We start from the raw sequence: 20,513 nt of genomic DNA, 5'->3' as shown, positions 1-20,513 counted from the left end.
AAAGTTCACAAAAGGGAGGAACACCAATGTTAAGGCGTAAAATCTTGACCACCATCGCAGGCGCAGCCTTTGCGCTGATGGGCGCATTTACCGCGCAAGCGCGTGCTGAAGATGAATTGACCATCTTCTGGGCGGAATGGGATCCAGCAAACTACCTGCAGGAACTGGTGAACGACTTCACCACCGAAACCGGCATCAAGGTGACCGTGGAAACCACGCCATGGTCAGACTTCCAGACCAAGACCTTCACCGAACTCAATGCCAAGGGCGATGCCTATGACATGGTGGTGGGTGACTCGCAGTGGCTGGGCGTTGGCTCGGAACAGGGCCATTGGGTCGACCTCACGGATTTCTTCAACAAGCATGACCTGAAGAACAAGCTGCTGCCCGCCACGATTTCCGGCTATGCCGAATATCCGGCCAAGAGCGGCAAGTTCTGGGCCATTCCGCTGGAAGGCGACGTGAACGGCTGGGCCTACCGCAAGGATTGGTTCGAAGATCCGAAGGAAAAGGAAGCCTTCAAAGCCAAGTATAAATATGACCTTGGTGTGCCGAAGACCCAGAAGGAACTTCGCGACATTGCCGAGTTCTTCAACCGCCCCGACCAGAAGCGTTATGGTGTCGCTCTCTATACCGACAACTCATATGACGCGATGGCGATGGGTGTTGAGCAGACGCTGTTCTCGAACGGCGGCAGCCTCGGCGACTATCCGACCTACAAGATCGACGGCATCGTAAACTCGAAAGAATCCGTTGCCGGCCTGCAGGCCTATCATGACCTGTTCAAGTTCACGCCTCCGGGCTGGAACAAGGCCTTCTTCGCTGAAGACAACCAGGCCATCACTGAAAACCTGGCTGCCATGTCGATGAACTTCTTCGCGTTCTTCCCGGCCTTGGCCAACCCCAAGACCAACCCGAACGCGGCGAATACCGGCTTCTTCGCGAATCCTCCCGGTGAAGGCGGCAAGGCTTACGCTGCTCTGGGCGGCCAGGGCGTGTCGATCGTGAGCTATTCCAAGAAGCAGGAGCTCTCAATGAAGTTCCTGGAGTGGTTCGTGAAGGACGAGACCCAGGCCAAGTGGGCCAAGCTCGGCGGTTACACCTGCTCGAAGGCGGTTCTTGAATCACCTGAGTTCCTGAAGGCCACCCCCTATAACCAGGCCTTCTATGACTCGATGAGCATCGTGCGCGATTTCTGGGCCACCCCGGAATATGCCGAACTTCTCGACCAGATGAACAAGCGTTTCTATCCCTACGTGATCAGCGACAAGGGCACCGCCCAGGAAGCACTCGATGGCGTGGTGAAGGATTGGACCGCCACCTTCAACAAGTACAAGCGCTACAACTAAGCGTGTGACGCATGGGCCAGGGCGAGAATATTGCCCTGGCCTTTTTTAAACGAAACGAACAGGAGTTATCACTGTGAGCGCCGCCCAAACGAGCCCATCCAGCGCCGCCAATAAGAGCGCGCGCGGCATGAGCGACCTGACACTGCGGAACATCTTCATCATTCCGACGGTCGTGTTCCTCATCCTGTTCAACATTTTCCCACTCGTCTATTCGCTGGGATTTTCCTTCACAGACTTTGCGGCCAACCAGACACGGCCATGGAGCTTTGTGGGCCTGCAGAATTACCGCGAACTTTTGACTGACGATCAGATCTGGACCAATTTCATCATCACTGCGAAATATGTGATCGTCTCGGTTGCGGGGCAAATGCTGGTGGGCTTTGGCCTGGCCATGCTGCTCAACCGCACCTTCGCATTCAAGGGCCTGGTCACCACACTGCTGATGCTGCCAATGATGATGTCTGCCGCTGTTGTCGGCCTGTTCTGGCAGCTGCTCTATTCGCCAAGCTGGGGCCCGATCAATTACGTGGTGGGCCTTGGTGATTTCGGGCTGCTGTCGAATGCCGATACCGCTCTTTATGCCGTGGCCATCACCGATATCTGGATGTGGTCGCCCTTCGTGATGCTGCTCTCTCTGGCTGGCCTTTCCGCCGTGCCCAAGCACCTCTATGAAGCCGCTGCGATTGACCGTGCGAGTGGCTGGTACACATTCACGCGCATCACCCTGCCGCTGGTTTCGCCACTGCTGCTGATCGCGCTGATCTTCCGTACCATGGAAGCCTTCAAGACGTTCGATCTGGCCTATGTGCTCAGCGTGCAACCGACGACCGAGCTGATCTCGATCAAGCTTTACCGCCTGGCCTTCCAGCAATGGGATACCGGGCGCTCCTGCGCGCTGGCTTACATCGTGCTGATCATGGTGCTGGCGATCACCAACATTTACGTCAAATACCTGAACAAAGTGAAGGAACGCTGATATGGCGATGGTCCGCCCCGCAAGCCACGCAGCGTTGAACCGGACGGCAATTGCCGCCGTGTTGATCCTGACTGTCGTTTTTCTCTCGCCGATCTATTGGATCATTTCGACATCCGTGAAGGCACGCTCGATTGCTACCAGCGTGCCACCGACGGTGATTTTCACACCCGAGATCACGCCCTATATCAAACTGTTCACCAAGCGCGTGCAATTGCAGACCGATGTGGACCCCGCCCTCTATGCCAAGGCTTCGTGGTGGGAAAAGCTGGTTTTCGATGGCGGCGAACGCATCCTGAAAGTGGGCGACAAGGCGCAGCTTTCGCCCTATCCGAACCGCTTCCAGAACAGCCTGATCATCGCCATCACCAGCACGGTTCTTGCAGTGGGCTTGGGCACGCTGACGGCCTACGGCTTCTCGCGATTCAAGATCGCGGGCGAGGCGGACCTTCTGTTCTTCATTCTATCAACCCGCATGCTGCCGCCCATTGTGGTGGCCATCCCAATGTTCCTGATGTACCGGGCAGTGGGGCTTACGGATACGCATATAGGCCTGATCATCATGTATGTGGCCTTCAACCTGTCCTTCTCGGTGTGGCTGATGAAGGGTTTCATGGATGAAATTCCGAAGGAATATGAAGAGGCAGCGCTGGTTGACGGTTACACGCGCATGCAGGCTTTCTTCAAGATCGTGCTGCCCGAAGCTGTCACCGGCATTGCCGCCACCGCGGTGTTCTGCTTCATCACGGCGTGGAATGAATATGCCTTCGCGCTGATGCTGACCAGCCGCAACGCGCAGACGGCACCACCCTTCATTCCGGCCCAAGTCGGTTCCGGTCTGGTGGACTGGACAACGATTGCCGCAGGTTCAACGCTGTTCCTGGTGCCGGTTGCCATCTTCACTTTCCTGCTGCGCAATCACTTGCTGCGTGGCGTTACCTTTGGAGCCATCCGCAAATGAGCGACAAATCAATGTCTCTTGGCGCGCTCAACGCCAAATACCGTCTGGAAACAGTTTCAATCTGGCTGATGGTGTTGGGCGTTGTTGCCCTGTGCCAGCCGCTCAGCAAGGTGGTTCACGAATATGGCGTGGGCATCATTCTGCTGGGCCTCATCGGCTTCAATATCTTTTCAAAGGTCAAGCCACCGGAAACGAGTGGCGAGTAGAGTTCATGGCTGAAATCATCCTTCGCGATATCGAGAAATATTTCGGCGACGTTTACGTCATCCGAAAACTGAACCTCACCATCAAGAACAAGGAATTCGTGGTGCTGCTGGGCCCATCGGGCTGCGGCAAGACCACGACGCTGCGCGCCATTGCCGGCCTTGAAGACATCAATACCGGCGAGATCCTGATTGACGGCAAACCGGTGCAGAGCCTGGAGCCAGGCAACCGCGACATAGCCTTCGTGTTCCAGCTGTTTGCGCTTTATCCGCATCTCACCGCGCATGACAATATTGCCTTCCCGCTGCGCGCCACCAATGAGGCGACCGAGGACGTGAACGCCAAGGTGAAGGCGGTGGCCAAATCATTGCAGATCGAGCATCTGATGAACAAGCGCCCGTCGCAGCTCTCGGGCGGCGACATGCAGCGCGTGGCCATCGGACGCGCGCTGGTGCGCCGGCCCAAGGCGATGCTGATGGATGAACCGATTGGTGCTCTCGATGCCAAGCTGCGCGAAGAAATGCGCGTGGAGCTGAAGCGCCTTCACGTCGAAAACCAGTCGACCACGGTTTACGTGACGCATGACCAGGTGGAAGCCATGGCGCTGGCAGACCGTGTGGCGATCATGAATGACGGCGTACTGCAGCAAGTCGGCACGCCGGATGAAGTCTATAATCATCCCGCCAATCTTTTCGTGGCGCAATTCGTGGGCAGCCCGGTAATGAATATTGCACCGGGTAAAATCTCCTCCGCCAAGGGCAAGAGCACAGTGGCTCTGGCTGGTGCGAAGGCCAGCTTCGATATTCCGGCGCAATTTGCGGCGCAGATCACCAAGGCCGGCGGTGCGCTGGACAAGGTGATGCTGGGCATCCGCCCGGAAGGTGTGCTGCTGTCAGACAAGCAGGAGAAGGCCGGGCTGCTGGCCACGGTCAAACTGATCGAGCCTCTGGGTTCGCATGACATTGTCGATCTCGGCTTCGGCGATCAAACCCTGCGTGCGCGCACGTCAAGTGGCCGGTTGCGCAAGGTGGGCGACAAGATCTGGGCCCGGCTTGATCCCGACCAAATCAGATTCTTCGATCAAGGCTCAAGCAAATCATTTCAGGTAAAGTTCAATGGCGCAGCTTAAGCTTGACCACGTCACCAAGAAGTTCGGCAAGCATGCCGCGCTGAAAGACGTTTCGCTGGATATTGCAGACGGTGAATTCTTCGTACTGCTTGGGCCAACCGGTGCTGGCAAATCCACGACGTTGCGCACCATTGCAGGTTTGGAGAAGCTTGATTCCGGTAGCATTCATATCGGCGGCAACGATGTTGTCGACGAGACAGCGGCTGAGCGCGATGTGGCTTTGGTGTTCCAGTATTATTCGCTCTATCCGCGCTACACGGTGCGTGAGAATCTGGCCTTCCCGCTGCGCTCACGCGTGCGCCGCTTGCCGGAAGACCAGATTGCCAAGCGCATCGCTGACGCGGCCAAGACTTTGCGCATCGAGCATCTGCTGGACCGCAAGACTGACCGGCTTTCCGGCGGCGAGATGCAGCGCGTCTCCATCGGCCGCGCCATTGTGCGTGAGCCGCGCGCCTTCCTGATGGATGAGCCGCTGTCCAACCTCGATGCCAAGCTGCGCGAAGCGTTGCGCGGTGAGCTCAAGAATTTGCAGGCGCGGCTGAAATCCACCTTCCTGTTCGTGACGCATGACCAGGTGGAAGCCATGTCGATGGGCGACCGGATTGGCGTGATGCAGGATGGCCAGATCGTGCAGGTGGGCACACCGCATGAAATCTACAACGCGCCCAACAGCCTGTTCGTGGCGGGCTTTGTGGGTGCGCCGTCGATGAGCTTCATTCCAGCCGTTGCCAATGGTGGCAAGATTTCCGCCCTGGGCTCAGATTTGAAATTGAAGCTGCACAAGGACACACGCAAGGGGGCCCTGACATTGGGTCTGCGGGCGGAAGATGTGGTAATCGGCCCCAAGGGTGTGCTTTCGGGCACCATCCATGAAGTTGAAAACTATGGTGTCGAAAAAATCGTCACCTTGAAGAATGACGGCCAGTTCCTGCGCGCCGCCACGGCGGCTTCACTTTCCACGCCGCTGGGCGCAAAAGTGAAATTCGGCTTCAAGCCGGGCAAGGTGCATTGCTTTGATCCCGAAAGCGGCCTGCGGCTGAAATTGGAAGGATAGTATCATGCGATTTTCTGGGCGCCGCGCCGTCGTCACTGGCGGCCTTTCCGGCATTGGCGAGGCCGTGGCCAAACGCATCGCAGCAGAAGGCGGCAAGGTCGCCATCTGGGATGTGAATGGCGGTATCAAATGCGACATTTCCGATCTCGCCTCCGTGGAAGCCGCAATGGCCGAGACGCTGAAGCAGTTGGGTGGCGTGGATATCCTGGTCAACAGTGCCGGCATCACCGGGCCTACAGTGCCCGTCGATGGGTTTCCGGTGGATGGCTGGATGAAGACCATCGCCATCAATCTCAACGGCACATTCCATACCAACCGCACGGTGCTGCCGCATATGATCGCCCAGAACTACGGGCGCATCGTCAACATCGCCTCGATCGCAGGCAAGGAAGGCAACCCCAATGCCTCGGCTTATTCGGCTTCGAAGGCTGGTGTAATTGCTTTCACCAAATCACTCTCCAAGGAAGTGGCGAAGCATGACATCACCGCCAATTCGGTGACACCTGCGGCGGTGCGCACGCCGATTTTCGACCAGATGCCGCAGAGCCATATTGATTTCATGCTGTCGCGGATTCCGAAGGGGCGGTTTGGGACTGTGCAGGAGAATGCTGCAGTGATCTGCTTCCTCGCGTCGGAGGAATGTTCGTTCTCGACGGGTGCGGTGTTTGATACGTCAGGTGGGCGGGCGACTTACTAGTAAGCGGCCTATTTCTTTTTCTTCAGCAGCGATTCAACACCAGCAAACGCCTTTTGATAGACATTCTGCTCGGTGCGCGGGATGAGGATCAGATCGTCCTGCGGGCTTGCGTCCCAATCACCAGTCCAGACACCAAAGGTGCTGTTGTTGGCGGTCACCGGCCACAGCCGGGGGCCTGAGACATAGTTGATCCACGGGATTTCGCTTTTGGTGATGCGATAGAGGAATGAATGTTCGATATCCGAGAGTGACAGCAGCTGCTCATTCAGATGGCCCGTGCCGAAATAGAAATCGCGCGTGCCTGACACTTTGTCGGAGCGGTGCTTTTTCAGCATTTGCATCTTGGTGATTTCATCATGCCAGCGGCCCATGCCGGCGAAATCGCGCATCACGCCCCAGACATCGGCGAGCGGCACCTTGATGTGGCGCGAGGTCCAGACTTTGTTGGGCAGGCCCGCCTTCCAGCGGCCTTCGGTGGCGGGTGCGGGTTTCTTCTGTTTGGCAATGATCTTGGCGAGGTTGGCAAAGTTGGCGGCGAAGACATCATTGGAAATGATCTTCTCGTATTTGCCTTCATCGCCCGGCGCTTCATCGAAGGTTGAACCCCATTCCGCGAAGGTCTGGTTGGTCTGGGTGACCGGATACATGCGCAAAGTGGCGATGTAGTTGCGCACCGGGAAGGCCGGCTTTTCGAAATTGTAAGTGAAGGTCCAGTTCGCATCATCCAGTGCCAACAGGCGTTCGCGGATGCGTGCCCCTTCCTTGTCATAGAAATCACGCACGCAGCCCACCACATCGGAATCGAGCCCGCCCTCGATGCGCGAGCGCGCGATGACTGGCGCCCAGGATGGCAGGCCGTTGAAGTCACGCACCAGGCTCCATGCGTTTTCAATCGGCGTGTTCAGCAGGATCGAGGCGTAAGCGCGGGCCATATTGTTCTCCCTAGAAGGTGATTTTCTTGAAGGCGCGGGTTTGTTCGGTGAGTGCGGTTTCGACCGGCAGGCGCTCCATCGAGCTTGCGCCATAGAAGCCGTGAACGCCGGGGGTGTTTTTCAGCACGAAAGATGCATCTTCTGGCGATGAGATCGGCCCGCCGTGGCAGAGCAGGATCACATCCTTGCGCACTTTGCGCGCCGCATCGGCCCATGCGGTGAGCTTTTCCGGGCAGTCCTTCAGCTTCACGGCCGTCTCTGCGCCAATGTTGCCGCCGGTGGTGAGGCCCATATGCATGACGATGATGTCGGCACCCGCTTTCGTCATGGCGGCGGCTTCATCGGCGTTGAACACGTAAGGCGTGGTCAGCATGTCCTTGGCGCGGGCCTTCTTGATGAGATCAATCTCCAGGCTGTAGCTCATGCCAGTTTCTTCGAGGTTCTGGCGCAGCACGCCATCAATCAGCCCCACAGTGGGGAAATTCTGGATGCCAGAAAAGCCCATGGCTTTCAGCTCTTCCAGAAAATGATCGGTGAGCAGAAACGGATCAGTGCCGTTCACGCCGGCCAGAACCGGCGTGTGCTGCACCACTGGCAGAACTTCATAGGCCATTTCCTTCACGATCTCATTGGCATTGCCATAAGCGAGAATGCCGGCGAGTGAACCTCGGCCGGCCATGCGGTAGCGGCCGGAATTGTAGATGACGATCAGGTCAATGCCGCCCAGCTCTTCACATTTGGCAGAGAGGCCGGTGCCGGCACCGCCGCCGATGATGGGTTCCTTGCGTGCAATCATGCCGGTGAATTTGTCGAGCAGGGCTTGGCGTTCAAAACGGGGCATGATTTTACCTTGTGATATCGTGGAAGGCGGAAAGTGATGCTGCAGCAAAAGTCGCATCATTGATATGCGCATCCACTTCGATGAGCTGGTGCTGAGGATCGCTCTTCCAACCCCTGCGGATGGCGTCGAAGAGCGCCCGATCAGCCGCGGGATCGAAGAAGGATTGGCCCTGCGCATCAAGGGCCGAAACACCCTTGAGCGGCAGGAGGAAGCGCACCAGGCCCTGCATCGCGTTCACGCGCTGCACGATGAACGCGCCGATGGCGGCATTTTCTTCCGGCGTGGTGCGCATCAAAGTGACTTGCGCATTGTGCACATGTAATTTACGCGACTGAAATTTTGCTGGCACAGTTTCGCGTGCGCCAAAGTTCACCATGTCGCAAGCGCCAACGGAGCCGATATAGGGAATGGCGTGGCGGGCGAAACAGCCAAATCGATCATCAGTACACGGAAGAACGCCACCGAAGAGATGATCGGCCACTTCCGTGGTAGTCATGTCCATCACAGCTAAGAAGAAACCGCCATCGGCCAGTTTCTCGAAACATTGGCCGCCCGTGCCGGTGGCGTGGAAGACGAAGCATTCGTGAGTGGCTTCCAGCTTTTCACGCAGCTGGGTGATGAGTGGCGTAGTGACGCCGAACATAGTGAAGCCGAGGCCGGGGCGCTTGTCCTTCGCTTCTGCGACCTTGTTCATCGCCATACCGGCTGCCGCATGGGCGGCATTGCCGATCACCTTGCGAGTGATGGCATTGAGCCCGGCAATATCCGCCACCGAATGCATCATGGTGATATCAGACGGGCCGACATAGGGTGCCATCTGGCCAGACGCCATGGTGGAGAGCATGAGCTTGGGCACGCCCACCGGAAGCCCGCGCATCGCCTGGGTGACGAGCGCAGTATTGCCGCCGCCGCCCAATCCCAGCACGGCGCCGATATCCTTGCGGCTGAGCAGATAGAGCGTGAGCGCCTCAGCCATGGCCGAGATCGCCTGGCCGCGATCTTTCAGACCGAGCACAGCACTAACACCCTGTGGATGGAATGCAGCGACTTCTTTGGCCGACACATCGGCCATGCCTTCACCTACGGTCGATACATCGACCAGAACCGGCACTGCACCTGCTTCGGCCACACAAGCGCAGGCATAGCGCAGCTCCTCGCCCTTGGTGTCACACGTCCCAATGACGTAGACCTTCACTTGGCGTTGGCCCAGCCTTGCTTCATGTTGATGATGCCCTTCTTCCACACTTCATCGCGGTTGGGGAAGAAGTCGCGCCAGACGCGGGTGGCAGCGGCCAGCGCCGGCAGCGCGCGGCCGAAGGCTTCAATCGTCATGTGGCCATCATATTTCACCGCACGCAAAGCCTTATAGGCTTTGTCGAGCGGGATGTGGCCCTTGCCCGGCGTGCCGCGGTCGTTCTCGGAAATATGAACATGGATCAAATGCCGCCTGATGGTTTTGACTGCAGCGGCCGGGTCCTTCTCCTCGATATTGGCGTGGAACGTATCATACATGGCCTTGATATGCGGATGATCAACCTCATCCAGATAATCGGCCAGCTGCGCCATGGTGTTAAGGAAGTAAGTCTCGAACCGGTTGAGCGCTTCGAGCGACAGTTTCACATTCTTCTTGCCCGCATGGTCACCCAGCGCGCGATGGAAGGAAATGCCGCGCTTGCGCTCTGCAGCGGTGGGGCCCGCGCCGGTGAATAGGCCAAGCTCCGAATGCATCGGGCCACCAAGTATGGGCGCACCCAAAGCGGAATTGCAATCCACCACCCATTTGGCCCATTCGAGAGCCGACTTGCGGGTGGCGGAATCCGCTGACAGCGGATGTTTGCCCTGAACCATCACGCTAACTGTGGAGCGTTCCAGACCTATTTTATCGAGCAATTCGCCCAGCCGCGCATAATGATCGGGCGAGCCTTCGAAGATCGGAATCTCGACGGCATCATAGCCGCCTCTCTTGAGCGCTTTCAGGATGGGCGCGTGCTCTTGCGTCACGTGCGCCGACCATAAAAGCATGTTGAAGCCGTACTTCATGATGCCTCCCAACTGTTATATCAGTTCTCGCATAATCTGTGTGGAAGTCAACGCCCATGAGAAAATTTCAGGGCTTGAATGGTGTGAATTGGGCTAGGGTCACCGCGCAAATTCCAATCAATAAAGGCGACCAAGATGCAAGCGATGCACACACCTGACCCCAAGCGTTATGAGGCGGCCACGTTCCGCACCTGCGGCAAATCCGGATTGAAGCTGCCGCCGATTTCGCTGGGCCTCTGGCAGAATTTTGGTGGTGCCGATGTGTTTGAAACCGGTCGCGCCGTCATCCGCCGCGCCTTTGACCGCGGGGTAACGCATTTCGATCTCGCCAATAATTATGGCCCGCCCTTTGGTTCGGCCGAAGAAAATTTCGGCAAGATCATGGAACAGGATTTCCGTGGCTTCCGCGATGAGATGATCATTTCCACCAAAGCGGGCTGGGACATGTGGCCGGGGCCTTATGGCATCGGCGGTTCGCGCAAGCATGTGCTGGCTTCGCTGGACCAGAGCCTGAAGCGCATGAAGCTTGATCATGTGGATATTTTCTATTCGCACCGCCCCACACCGGATGTGCCGCTGGAAGAAACGATGGGTGCCCTCACGCAGATCGTGCGCCAGGGCAAGGCCACCTATGTGGGCATCTCGTCTTACGGTCCGGAGCGCACGCGTGCGGCTTACGATCTGTTGAAGAAGGAAGGCGTTCCGTTGCTGATCCACCAGCCGTCTTATTCGATGGTCAATCGCTGGGTGGAGCAAGGGCTGCTCAACACGCTGTCTGATCTTGGTGTGGGCTGCATTGCGTTCTCGCCTTTGGCGCAGGGCATGCTGACGTCGAAATATCTGAATGGCGTGCCCGCCGATGCGCGCGCCGCCAAGGCTGGCTCTCTCAAGGAAGGGATGTTGAGTGCGCAAACCATCGAGAAGGTGAAATCGCTCAACGAGATTGCCACGGCGCGCGGGCAGACGCTGGCGCAAATGGCGATTGCCTGGGTGCTGCGCAACCCGGCGGTGACCACTGCCCTCATCGGCGCACGCAATGTGGCGCAGCTCGATGATTCACTGGATGCGGTGAAGAACCTGGCCTTCTCGGCGGATGAGCTGAAGAAGATCGATCAATTCGCCACCGAGAGCAGCATTGATCTATGGCGCAGCCAGTCGGACGTAATGTGACAGAATTGGTGCGCCAGTGGGCAACTGGCGCACCGCACTGACCTACTTGCTGAATGCAGCATCGAGGGCGGTCAATGCATCGGCGCTGGCCTTGGCGTCCGGTGCCCCCGCACGAACGCTGGTCAAAGCCGCGTCGATGGCCTGATCCAGATTATCCCAAGCAGCGGGATCCTTGGCGCGCAACGTATCCTGCGCCTGGTCCCATGCTGTTTCGAGATCCTTGATGCGGGTCTTGGCGCCAGCCATGTCGGCCTTTTTCACCAGTGCCAAAGTGTCATCGGTGATGGTCTTGAAAGCCGAAAGATCACCGAGGCCTGCGCCGGTGGAAGCAGCTGCATCCAGCTTGCCGCCTGCTGCGGTAAGTGCATCAGAAATGATCTGATGGCAGGTGGCATCGTCATCCTTGCGCAAGGCAGATGATGCTTTCGCACCCGCATTCTCAAAGGCCTTGAGTTGATCGGGCTTTACGCCGGGCGCTTTCATCGCGGCTTCCAGCTGGTTGAGATCGGCCTCGCAGTCGGCGAAGGCGGAGGAGGATGCGCCAGCCAAGAGTGCAGTAGCGATCATCGTGATTTTTACAAATTGCGGAACCATAGAATTACTCCATTGCTAGGTTTGTTGAGAAGTCGAACGTTCGGGGAAAGCTGTCAGGCCTTGTGCTGAATCTCTTCCCGGTCCACCCGCGTGGCGGTCAGATAGGCAACCAGTGCAGCGATGAGTCCGAGGAAAATCATGCTGGTGGTGACCGTGCCAAGGCCCAGCCCGCCAGCGATATTCGGCTTGGACAGGAAATCACCAATCGAGGCACCGAAGGGGCGCGTGAGAATATAGGCGATCCAGAAGCAGCCGACGGCATTGAGGCCGAAGGCAAAGTAGCCAAGCGCCGTGAGCACGATCATCAGGCCGAAAACATTGGCGGCGGTGAGGTAGCCAAGATCAAAGCCTTCGGCCACAAGATCACCGGCAGACGTGCCGAGTGCGAAAGTGAACAGGATGGCCAACCAGTAAAAGCTTTCACGGCGGAAGGTGGTGATGCTGTGGATGGACAGCGTGCCTTCCGAATTGTACCAGGCCAAAAATACAGCGGCGAGAATGATGCCGAAGACAATGGTGGTGGTGACAAGGCTGATGCCGAAGCCATCGACCAGATTGTCGGAAATCAATGTGCCGACCACGCTGATCAGCACCACTGTCATCCAGTACAGCAATGGCACATAGAATTTCGCGCGCATCTGCAGGATGAGGAAAATGATAAAAACGCCCGTCATGATGAGCGATGTTATTGTAAGGCCAAGCCCCAGCCGCATGGCCAGAAGATCGGCAGCGGTTTCACCCACCGTGGTGGCCATGATCTTGATCAGCCAGAAGGTGATGGTGACCAGCGGCACCTTGCTCCAGAATTGTTCTGTGGCCCGCATGTCGGCCGTTTCAAGCGCTCTCATTGTGATTCTCCTTTGCTGGCTGCAGTGATGGCAAGCCAGACTTAGGAGAGACTTAGGCCGAGACCTTTTTCACCTGGAGCACGGCGCGAATGCCTGCGCGGTCTTGCCGGTTGGCGATGTGCAGCAACCAGCCGCGCTGATCACAAACGGCCTTTGCGATGGAGAGGCCAAGGCCGGTTCCGGGCACAAGACCATTGGACGCACGATAGAACCTTTCGAAAATATGCGGCAATTTCTCAGGCGGAATGCCCGGCCCCTCGTCCTGAACGACAATGGATTCCGGGCTGGCGGACACTGTAACGCGGCTGCCGGGCTGGGAATAGGCGATGGCGTTTTCGATCAATGCTGTGAGAACGTGAATGGCATCATGCTGATTCAAAGCAAGGCCGGAGCTTGCATTTGCGAAAGAGAGTTCGATTTTGTTCTGAACTGCGATGGGATCAAAAGTGGACTGCAGCGTTGAAAAGATCGCGCCAAGTGATACCTCGTCTTGGACAGCGACCCGCCCCTTTTCGGCTCGCGCCAGCTGCAGCAATTGCTCGATCAATTGATTGGCACGCTTTGCACCTGCCTTGAGAGGTGCGATGCGTTCGCGCTGTGCAGCGGTGGTGAGTGAATTTTCCAGATTACCGATCTGGATACCGATGGCCGTGAGCGGCGTGCGCAATTCATGCGCTGCATCAGAGACGAAGCGTTTCTGCTGTTCCACATTGTCATTCAAACGGCCAACCAGTTCATTGATGCTGGCAACAAAGGGCTGCACTTCTTTTGGAAGATTCTCCTCCGGCACCGCGCTCGGATCATCCGGCTTGCGGCTACGGATCAACCAGGCAGCACGATCAAGCCGGCGCATGATCCGGTCAATCATTACGCTCAGCACGAGCCACGACAATGGAACGATCACCGCCATGGGAATGGCGATCTGCAGAGCGGCGGTTGAGGCTTGCTCATTGCGTTCATCCAGCGGGAGCGATACGCGGATCGTGCGCTGCGGATTGAACAGGGTGTAGGAGCGCCAGTGAGTGGCATCGATCTGGTCAATGCCATAGCCTTGCACCTTGGGTACTGGTGCATCCGCCGGACCGCTGGATGACCAAGTGAGCTTACCGGCACTATCCCAAATCTGCAGAAGGAAAAGATCTTCAGCGCCAACCGGCGGCAATGGTGCCTTGCCGCCGGGAGCGAGGGGAGACAACGCCTCCACATAGGTGGCGAACTGGCGAATTTCTGTATCGAATGTCAGCTGCGTTTCTTCTTGCACATAATAGTAGGTGGCGCCTGCCGACACGATGCCCACGGCAAGTAACAAACCGGCCATGCGGATCAGTATTGCGTTGCGGAGCGACGTCACTTTACGTTTTTCTCCCGCACTTTCCAGCCGGCGCCACGCACATTGAGAATGACGTCTTTGGAAAAACGTTTGCGGATGCTGTGGATCAGGACTTCGATCGCATTGCTTTCCACTTCCTCGTTCCAGCCATAAACAGATTCTTCAAGCTTGGCCCGTGACCAGATGTGACCGGGATTCTGCATCAAGGCCGCGAGAAGCGCGAAGGCCTTGGCCGGAAGAACAGCACTTTGGCCACCATGAGTAACCTCATGGGTGGCGAGGTTGAGGGTGATTTCACCATTGCTCAGATCAGACACCGCGTGCCCGGCCTTGCGCCGCACCAAAGCACGCATGCGCGAGATCAGTTCACGCGTGTCAAAGGGTTTGACCAGGTAATCATCTGCCCCCAGATCGAGGCCGCTCAACCGGTCATCAATCGTGTCGCGCGCGGAGATGATCAGCACCGGCTCATCACCGCTGCGCTGGCGCAAATCTTTCAGCACATCGAGACCGGATGTTTCCGGCAAATTGAGATCAAGCAGCACGATGCCGTATTCTGCGCTTTGAATGGCGGGCATGGCATCGGCACCAGAGCGCACCCAATCCACCGCCATGCCTTCATCCTGCAGCGCTACGCGCAAGCCCTGGCCTATCATCACATCGTCTTCGACCAGCAACACACGCATGACTTTCCCTTCACTTGACCGCGGTGCGGAACATGTGCCCTGATGGAAGCGGATGCAAGTGCTGGAGCTGAAACCCGATGGTGAATACTTGGCAATTCTGGGCGGCTTTATCGGCGGTGTTTGCCGCACTCACCGCAATCTTTGCGAAGATCGGCATTGAGAATATCAATTCCGATTTCGCAACTTTCATCCGCACTGTGGTGATTTTGATGGTGCTGGTGATTTTTCTCAGCGTCACTGGGCAATGGCAGCCTTGGTCTTCGGTCTCGGGAAAGACGCTGGTGTTTCTGGTGCTTTCCGCGTTGGCAACGGGCGCTTCCTGGCTGTGTTATTTCCGCGCTTTGAAAATGGGCAGTGCGGCGCAGGTGGCACCCATCGACAAGCTTTCGGTTGTGCTGGTTGCCATCTTTGCTGTTGTCATATTGGGCGAGCGGCCGTCCTTGCCCAACTGGCTGGGTATCGGGCTGGTGGCCGCTGGTGCTGTGTTGATCGCGGTGAAAGCATAAGCCGCTAGAGCCGCGTCCCATCTGGTCCAAACAGATGCACGTGCTTGGGATCGAAGTTGAGGCCCAGCATGTCGCCTGTCTTGCCCGGGGCTTCGCCGCGCAATTCGGCGATCAGATGCGCACCTTCATATTCGAAATGCGCGTAACCCAACTCACCGAGGCGTTCGACCACATCAAGCTTGGCTTGCAGCGCGCCCTGACCTGTCGTGACTGAAAGATGTTCAGGGCGCACACCCAGGGTGACGATGTCACCGGGTTTCAATGATGCAGGCAAAGGTACCCTAACATTCACGCCGGATTTGGTGCGCGCCGCATTGGCGCCCGTCACCGTCAGTTCGATTGTGTTCATTGCGGGCGAGCCGATGAAGCGGGCCACGAAAAGATTGGCGGGATTGTAATAAAGATCCAACGGCTTGCCGATCTGCTCGATGCGGCCCTGGTTCATCACCACGATCTTGTCGGCCAAGGTCATGGCTTCCATCTGGTCATGCGTCACATAGATGATGGTGGCTTTCAGCAGCTTGTGCAGCTTGGCGATTTCAACGCGGGTGTTGACGCGAAGCGCTGCATCCAGATTGGACAGCGGCTCATCAAACAGAAACACTTGCGGTTTGCGCACGATCGCACGGCCGATCGCCACGCGCTGACGCTGGCCGCCGGAAAGCTCGCGCGGCCGGCGCTTCAGCAGCGGGTCCAGCTGCAGGATGCGCGCGGCTTCGTTGACACGTGCTTTGATTTCATCTTTCGGGGTGCCGGCAAAACGCAGGCCGAAGCCCATGTTCTTTTCCACATTCATATGCGGGTAAAGCGCATAGGACTGGAACACCATGGCGATTTCACGCTGAGCGGGCGGCAGATCATTCACCACGCGGCCACCGATATTGATCGCACCACTGTTCACTGGTTCCAAGCCCGCCACGGCGCGCAGCAAGGTGGATTTGCCGCAGCCCGAAGGACCGACCAGAACAACGAAAGCGCCGTCTTCCACTTCGAGATTGATGTCTTTCAACACATCAACCGGGCCATAGGATTTCTTCAGGGACTTGATTGAGACTTGCGCCATGCTTTGCCTATTTCACCGCGCCTGATGTGAGGCCGCGGATCAGTTGCCGTGAGAACAGGATGTAGAAAATCAGAACCGGAATGATTGCTGTCGAAAGAGCTGCAAGAACGGAATTCCAGTCCGTCACATATTGGCCCAGGAATTGCTGCACGCCCAATGTGATGGTCTGCTTGCCGCCCGATGGTGCAAGGATCAGCGGGAACCACAAGTCATTCCAAACCGGGATCATGGTGAAGACAGCAACCGTCGCCATGGCCGGCCGCAACAGCGGCAGGATGATGTGAAAGAAGATCGAATATTCCGAAAGCCCGTCGCAACGCGCCGCCTCGCGGAGGTCCTTCGGGATCTGGTTCATGAATTCACCCAGGATGAACACGGCCAGTGGCAGGTTCTGGGCAACATAAACGCAGATCAATGCGGTGAGCGTGTTGATCAGGCCAAGACCTGAGATCATCGAAATGATCGCCACCGATCCTAAGCGGATGGGCACCATGATGCCGATGGCGAGATAGAGCCCGATCAGCTTGTTGAAGCGGAATTTGTATTCCGACAAAGCCCAGCCGGCCATGGCACCGAACAGCAGCGTGAAGAAGATCGTGCCCAAGGTGACGGTGATGGAGTTCAAATAATAATTGCCCACCGCGCCATCGGCAAAGACGCGGTGATAGCCGATGAGATCGAAGGTGCTCGGCGTTGGCGGCGTGAGCGGCGACAGGAAGATCGCCTTTCTCGCCTTGAACGAATTCATGATCACCAGGATGATCGGGAACAAGGCCAGACAGGTATAGGCCACCAGCACCAAGTGCACAGACAGCTTGGATATCGTGCGCTTCACATTCATCAGAAGGAATATCTCTGCATGCGGCGCTGGATCAGGAACAAATAGATCATCACGCCCACCAGGATGAACAGGAACATCATGGTGGCGATGGTGGAGCCCATGGTCTTGTCGCCCAGTTGCAGCTGGTTGCCAAAGAAGGTGCGGTAAAACAGCGTGCCCATGATGTCGGAAGAATAATTGGGGCCGGCGAGTGCGCCCTCCATCACGTAGACCAGATCAAAGGCGTTAAAGTTGTTGACGAAGGTCAGCACCGAAACCAGCCCGATTGTGGGCCAGATCAAAGGCAGCTTTACGTGGAAGAAGGTCTGCCACTGGTTCAGGCCGTCCACGGTTGCGGCGTCAACCAGTTCATCCGGAATGGCGAGGAGTGCCGTGTAAATCAGGATCATCGGAATCCCGACGAATTGCCAGACGGAGATCAACGAGATCGTGAGCAACGCGGTGTGTTCCTGCCCCAGATAGGGCCCGAACAGGAAGCCGAGATGCAGCGCGACGAGAAAACTTTTCCACACGCCCCAAAGCGGCGAGAGGATCAATTGCCACACAAAGCCGATGACCACGACCGACAGCATGGTCGGCATGAAGATCAGCGTGCGATAGGTGTTGCGCAGGCGCAGTTGTGGCAGGCTGAGTAACGCCGCAAGTGCGAGACCAATCGGGTTCTGCACGACCATGTGAATGAGGAAGAACAGGCAATTGTTGCCGAAGGCATTCCAGAACGGCTTGGACCAGGTGGTGTCACCCAACAAAGTGTAGAAATTGCCGAGGCCATTGAAGGTTTCAGGCGCACCCGGGTGGCGCAGATAAAACGAATCCACAATGGTGGCGAGCAGCGGATAGACCGAGAAAGCGGAGTAAACCAGAACCGCCGGTAACAGGAAGAAGGCCAGCACGCGCCAATAATGTGCGCGGCTCATGCCCACCAGTTCGATCTGTGTTTGCTCAGCCACCTGTTGCCCCGCTCTATAAAAAAGCCGCCCCCAATCTATGACTGGAGGCGGCGCATTGTCATGCGGTTACTTTTGCTGCGGCTTGTACCACTTGGCCAGGCCGTCCTGAATCTGCTTGGCAGCATCTTCCGGGGTCTGGGTGCCGTTGATCACATTGGCCGACACGGTCCACAGTTCGTTTTCCATGTTCGGCGTGCCACGCGACAGGATCTGGTAGCTGTCACGGATCGTCGACTTGCACTGGCCGCGCCAGGACACGAAGGACTGTGCCACTTCATCCTTCACTTCCACCTTGGCGTTGGAGAGCGGATAGAAGCCCGGCAGCGCGTTGGCGAAAATGTTGGCGAATTCTTCCGAGCCGATCCAGTCGAGGAAGACCTTGGCGTCAGCCGTGTTCTTGCCCTTGGCATTCATGCCGATGCCGATATCGGTGTGGTCGGAGATGTAGCAGTCCTTGGCACCAGCCGGCACCGGCGGCGGGAAAGCGCCCATATTCACATTCTGCGCATGGAAGGTGGAGATATCCCACGAGCCAGCTGCGTAGATGGCGCCCTTGCCAAGGCCGAACAGGTTCTGGCTGTCAGGATAGGCTTGGGCCTTGTAGCCGTCACCCATGTAAGGGCCCCACTTGGCCAAGGCCTTGAAGGTGTCGACATAGGGCGCATCGGTGAATTTCTGCGTGCCGTCGATCAGGCCTTTGCGGCCATCTTCACCGTGCCAATAGTTGGGGCCAATATTCTGGAAGCCCATGGTGGCAGCTTCCCACTGGTCCTTGGTGCCCATGACCAGCGGCGTGTATTTGCCGTCAGCCTTGATCTTGTCGAGCACGGCATAGAAATCCGCTTCGGTCTTCGGCTCGGCCAGGCTCAGTTCCTTGAAGATGTCCTTGTTGTAGATGAAGCCGTGGATCACGGCGCCCATCGGCACGCAGAAGGTGGTCTTGTTGTCGTCGGTGGTCCAGGCGGCCTTGGCCACGTCGGAGAAGTTCTTCATGTTGGGAAGATCATTCACCGAGGCGAGATAGCCCTTGTTGAAGAGTTCGAGCGAAGCATCAAAGGGGCGGCAGGTGATGATGTCACCGGCTGTGCCGCCTTCAAGCTTGGCATTCAAAGCGGCATTGTATTCCTTCGGCGCCGTGGGGCTGAAGGTAACATTGATGCCGGGATGGCCTTTCTGGAAAGCGGGGATGATCTGGTCTTTCCAGATCGCCGCATCGTCATTGCGCCAGCTTTCGATGACCAGGTCACCGGCTGATGCTGTTGCTGCCATGGCGCAAACGCCAAGGGCCGCGAGGGCTGCAATTTTGGTTACGGATTTCAACATGTATTTTCTCCCTATCAGTGTTGAAGTTTGGTTTTGGTCGTTTGGCTGAGCTGCGCCAGAGCGCGGCGCAGATTTCCGTCATTGCTGTTCAAGAGTTTTGTTGCTTCTGCCGCTGAGGATGCACCGGCGCAAAGCAGAACTGCTGGCTTGATCTGGTCAGTCTTGGCCAGGGCCTCGCGGGCGGCGTTGAGGCCGGAGCCGGTGATCTGATCGACGATGCGGGCGGCGCGGTCCTTCAGCTTTTCATTGCCGAGCATCATGGCCACCATCATGCCGTCATGCACGGCGCCAAGCTTGATGCCCACGAGTGAGGAAATGAAATTGAGGGCGGCTTTCTGCGCGGTGCCTGCCGCCATGCGGGTGGACCCTGCAATCACTTCTGCGCCCGAATTGAGCAGCACCTCGACATCAGCCTTTTGGCCAAGGGCTGAATCTGTAGCGTTGATGACGGCAATGGTAAAAGCGCCGTTGGCTTTGGCTTCTTCGAGTGCAGCCAGCGTGAAAGGCGTACGGCCCGACGCGGCGATGGCGATGAGGGCATCGCGTTGTGTGCAGATCGCGCCCGCCGCACGACCGTCTTCGATCGAATCTTCCTTGTCGGCCAAGGTATCGAACATGGCTTCTTTGCCGCCGGCGATGAGATAGCCGAGTTGGCCCTCGTCGATGCCGTAAGTGGCGGGCAGTTCCGTACCGTCCTGTACGCCGATACGGATCGAGGAACCGGCACCGGCGTAATAGAGTTTTCCGCCGTTGCGAATTCGCTGGGCGATGGCTTCGGCGGCTTCTGCAATGGCGGGTAGGGCCGCTTCGACACAAGCTACGGCCAACCTCTGGCCATCTAGCATTCTGGCTAGGATTTCGCTGTCTGACCAAGTGTCGATGCTCGCGGAAAGGTGCGAAATGATCTCGGTCTGGCGGACGGCCTTGTTCATGCCACAGCAATACCACAATGCTACCAGTTGTCTACAACATTTTCTTAACCATATTTATATCATTGATTTTACGTCGTTTATTTATGGTAA

22 protein-coding genes are annotated in these 20,513 nt (G+C 57.3%); 9 read left to right on the top strand and 13 right to left on the bottom strand.

Annotation, left to right across the window (positions count from 1 at the left end; translation table 11 throughout):
- Positions 1-77: 77 nt before the first annotated feature.
- The 7 genes from F8B91_RS16350 (at position 78) to F8B91_RS16320 (ending at position 6,367) form a co-directional block, all read left to right on the top strand.
- On the top strand, positions 78-1,349 hold the full coding sequence (locus tag F8B91_RS16350; RefSeq protein ID WP_246715364.1) for an extracellular solute-binding protein: 1,272 nt from the start codon (positions 78-80) through the stop codon (positions 1,347-1,349).
- 127 nt (positions 1,350-1,476) lie between these two features.
- Positions 1,477-2,325, top strand: a complete 849-nt coding sequence (locus F8B91_RS16345; protein ID WP_196504901.1) for a carbohydrate ABC transporter permease — start codon at positions 1,477-1,479, stop codon at positions 2,323-2,325.
- Between the two features lies 1 nt (position 2,326).
- Positions 2,327-3,283, top strand: coding sequence for a carbohydrate ABC transporter permease (locus F8B91_RS16340; RefSeq protein ID WP_196504900.1), 957 nt, complete (start codon positions 2,327-2,329; stop codon positions 3,281-3,283).
- Complete coding sequence (locus F8B91_RS16335; RefSeq protein ID WP_246715304.1) at positions 3,280-3,489, top strand: hypothetical protein; 210 nt, start codon at positions 3,280-3,282, stop codon at positions 3,487-3,489. Before F8B91_RS16340 ends, F8B91_RS16335 begins: the two co-directional genes overlap by 4 nt.
- A gap of 5 nt (positions 3,490-3,494) precedes the next feature.
- Positions 3,495-4,616: an ABC transporter ATP-binding protein gene (locus F8B91_RS16330; RefSeq protein WP_196504899.1), complete on the top strand. Its 1,122-nt coding sequence runs from the start codon at positions 3,495-3,497 to the stop codon at positions 4,614-4,616.
- Positions 4,603-5,670 carry an ABC transporter ATP-binding protein gene (locus F8B91_RS16325; protein WP_196504898.1) on the top strand — a complete coding sequence of 356 codons (1,068 nt, stop codon included), beginning with the start codon at positions 4,603-4,605 and terminating at the stop codon, positions 5,668-5,670. The genes F8B91_RS16330 and F8B91_RS16325 overlap by 14 nt, the downstream gene beginning before the upstream one ends.
- A gap of 4 nt (positions 5,671-5,674) precedes the next feature.
- Positions 5,675-6,367, top strand: a complete 693-nt coding sequence (locus F8B91_RS16320; protein ID WP_196504897.1) for an SDR family oxidoreductase — start codon at positions 5,675-5,677, stop codon at positions 6,365-6,367.
- An 8-nt stretch (positions 6,368-6,375) separates the two neighbouring features.
- Here F8B91_RS16320 and F8B91_RS16315 read toward each other — a convergent pair whose 3' ends face one another.
- From F8B91_RS16315 to F8B91_RS16300, 4 genes are read right to left on the bottom strand one after another with little or no spacing between them, the layout of a single operon-like run.
- Complete coding sequence (locus tag F8B91_RS16315) at positions 6,376-7,299, bottom strand: SRPBCC family protein (RefSeq protein WP_196504896.1); 924 nt, start codon at positions 7,297-7,299, stop codon at positions 6,376-6,378.
- A gap of 10 nt (positions 7,300-7,309) precedes the next feature.
- Positions 7,310-8,140 carry a phosphoenolpyruvate hydrolase family protein gene (locus F8B91_RS16310; RefSeq protein ID WP_196504895.1) on the bottom strand — a complete coding sequence of 277 codons (831 nt, stop codon included), beginning with the start codon at positions 8,138-8,140 and terminating at the stop codon, positions 7,310-7,312.
- Positions 8,141-8,144: 4 nt separating this feature from the next.
- Entirely contained in the window at positions 8,145-9,335 is a 1,191-nt protein-coding gene (locus F8B91_RS16305; protein ID WP_196504894.1) for a Tm-1-like ATP-binding domain-containing protein, read from the bottom strand.
- A complete protein-coding gene (locus F8B91_RS16300) occupies positions 9,332-10,180 on the bottom strand; it encodes a sugar phosphate isomerase/epimerase family protein (RefSeq protein ID WP_196504893.1) in 849 nt (282 codons plus the stop codon). The genes F8B91_RS16305 and F8B91_RS16300 overlap by 4 nt, the downstream gene beginning before the upstream one ends.
- 144 nt (positions 10,181-10,324) lie before the next feature.
- Between F8B91_RS16300 and mgrA the strand changes: the two genes are divergently transcribed.
- The gene (gene mgrA, locus F8B91_RS16295) at positions 10,325-11,350 is read left to right on the top strand and encodes an L-glyceraldehyde 3-phosphate reductase (RefSeq protein WP_196505016.1); all 1,026 of its coding nucleotides are present in this window, start codon (positions 10,325-10,327) and stop codon (positions 11,348-11,350) included.
- Between the two features lie 42 nt (positions 11,351-11,392).
- Here mgrA and F8B91_RS16980 read toward each other — a convergent pair whose 3' ends face one another.
- From F8B91_RS16980 to F8B91_RS16275, 4 genes are read right to left on the bottom strand one after another with little or no spacing between them, the layout of a single operon-like run.
- The gene (locus tag F8B91_RS16980; protein WP_246715302.1) at positions 11,393-11,944 is read right to left on the bottom strand and encodes a hypothetical protein; all 552 of its coding nucleotides are present in this window, start codon (positions 11,942-11,944) and stop codon (positions 11,393-11,395) included.
- Positions 11,945-11,997: 53 nt separating this feature from the next.
- Positions 11,998-12,792: a COG4705 family protein gene (locus tag F8B91_RS16285; protein WP_196504892.1), complete on the bottom strand. Its 795-nt coding sequence runs from the start codon at positions 12,790-12,792 to the stop codon at positions 11,998-12,000.
- Positions 12,793-12,844: 52 nt separating this feature from the next.
- The gene (locus F8B91_RS17115; RefSeq protein WP_196504891.1) at positions 12,845-14,143 is read right to left on the bottom strand and encodes an ATP-binding protein; all 1,299 of its coding nucleotides are present in this window, start codon (positions 14,141-14,143) and stop codon (positions 12,845-12,847) included.
- Positions 14,140-14,808: a response regulator gene (locus F8B91_RS16275; protein WP_196504890.1), complete on the bottom strand. Its 669-nt coding sequence runs from the start codon at positions 14,806-14,808 to the stop codon at positions 14,140-14,142. The genes F8B91_RS17115 and F8B91_RS16275 overlap by 4 nt, the downstream gene beginning before the upstream one ends.
- A gap of 77 nt (positions 14,809-14,885) precedes the next feature.
- Between F8B91_RS16275 and F8B91_RS16270 the strand changes: the two genes are divergently transcribed.
- On the top strand, positions 14,886-15,314 hold the full coding sequence (locus F8B91_RS16270; RefSeq protein WP_196504889.1) for an EamA family transporter: 429 nt from the start codon (positions 14,886-14,888) through the stop codon (positions 15,312-15,314).
- Between the two features lie 4 nt (positions 15,315-15,318).
- Here the strand turns inward: F8B91_RS16270 and F8B91_RS16265 are convergent, their stop codons facing one another.
- The 5 genes from F8B91_RS16265 to F8B91_RS16245 form a co-directional block, all read right to left on the bottom strand.
- Positions 15,319-16,377: an ABC transporter ATP-binding protein gene (locus F8B91_RS16265; RefSeq protein ID WP_196504888.1), complete on the bottom strand. Its 1,059-nt coding sequence runs from the start codon at positions 16,375-16,377 to the stop codon at positions 15,319-15,321.
- A gap of 7 nt (positions 16,378-16,384) precedes the next feature.
- A complete protein-coding gene (locus tag F8B91_RS16260; protein WP_196504887.1) occupies positions 16,385-17,218 on the bottom strand; it encodes a carbohydrate ABC transporter permease in 834 nt (277 codons plus the stop codon).
- Positions 17,218-18,135: a carbohydrate ABC transporter permease gene (locus F8B91_RS16255; protein ID WP_196505014.1), complete on the bottom strand. Its 918-nt coding sequence runs from the start codon at positions 18,133-18,135 to the stop codon at positions 17,218-17,220. Before F8B91_RS16255 ends, F8B91_RS16260 begins: the two co-directional genes overlap by 1 nt.
- A gap of 99 nt (positions 18,136-18,234) precedes the next feature.
- On the bottom strand, positions 18,235-19,491 hold the full coding sequence (locus F8B91_RS16250) for an ABC transporter substrate-binding protein (protein WP_196504886.1): 1,257 nt from the start codon (positions 19,489-19,491) through the stop codon (positions 18,235-18,237).
- Between the two features lie 14 nt (positions 19,492-19,505).
- Positions 19,506-20,423: an N-acetylmuramic acid 6-phosphate etherase gene (locus F8B91_RS16245; protein ID WP_196504885.1), complete on the bottom strand. Its 918-nt coding sequence runs from the start codon at positions 20,421-20,423 to the stop codon at positions 19,506-19,508.
- Positions 20,424-20,513 lie beyond the last annotated feature (90 nt).

Origin of the sequence: Aestuariivirga litoralis, from assembly GCF_015714715.1 — a bacterium.
GTDB lineage: Bacteria > Pseudomonadota > Alphaproteobacteria > Rhizobiales > Aestuariivirgaceae > Aestuariivirga > Aestuariivirga litoralis_A.
Note: the sequence above shows the minus strand (reverse complement) of the source record. Positions and strands in the feature narration are given on the sequence as shown.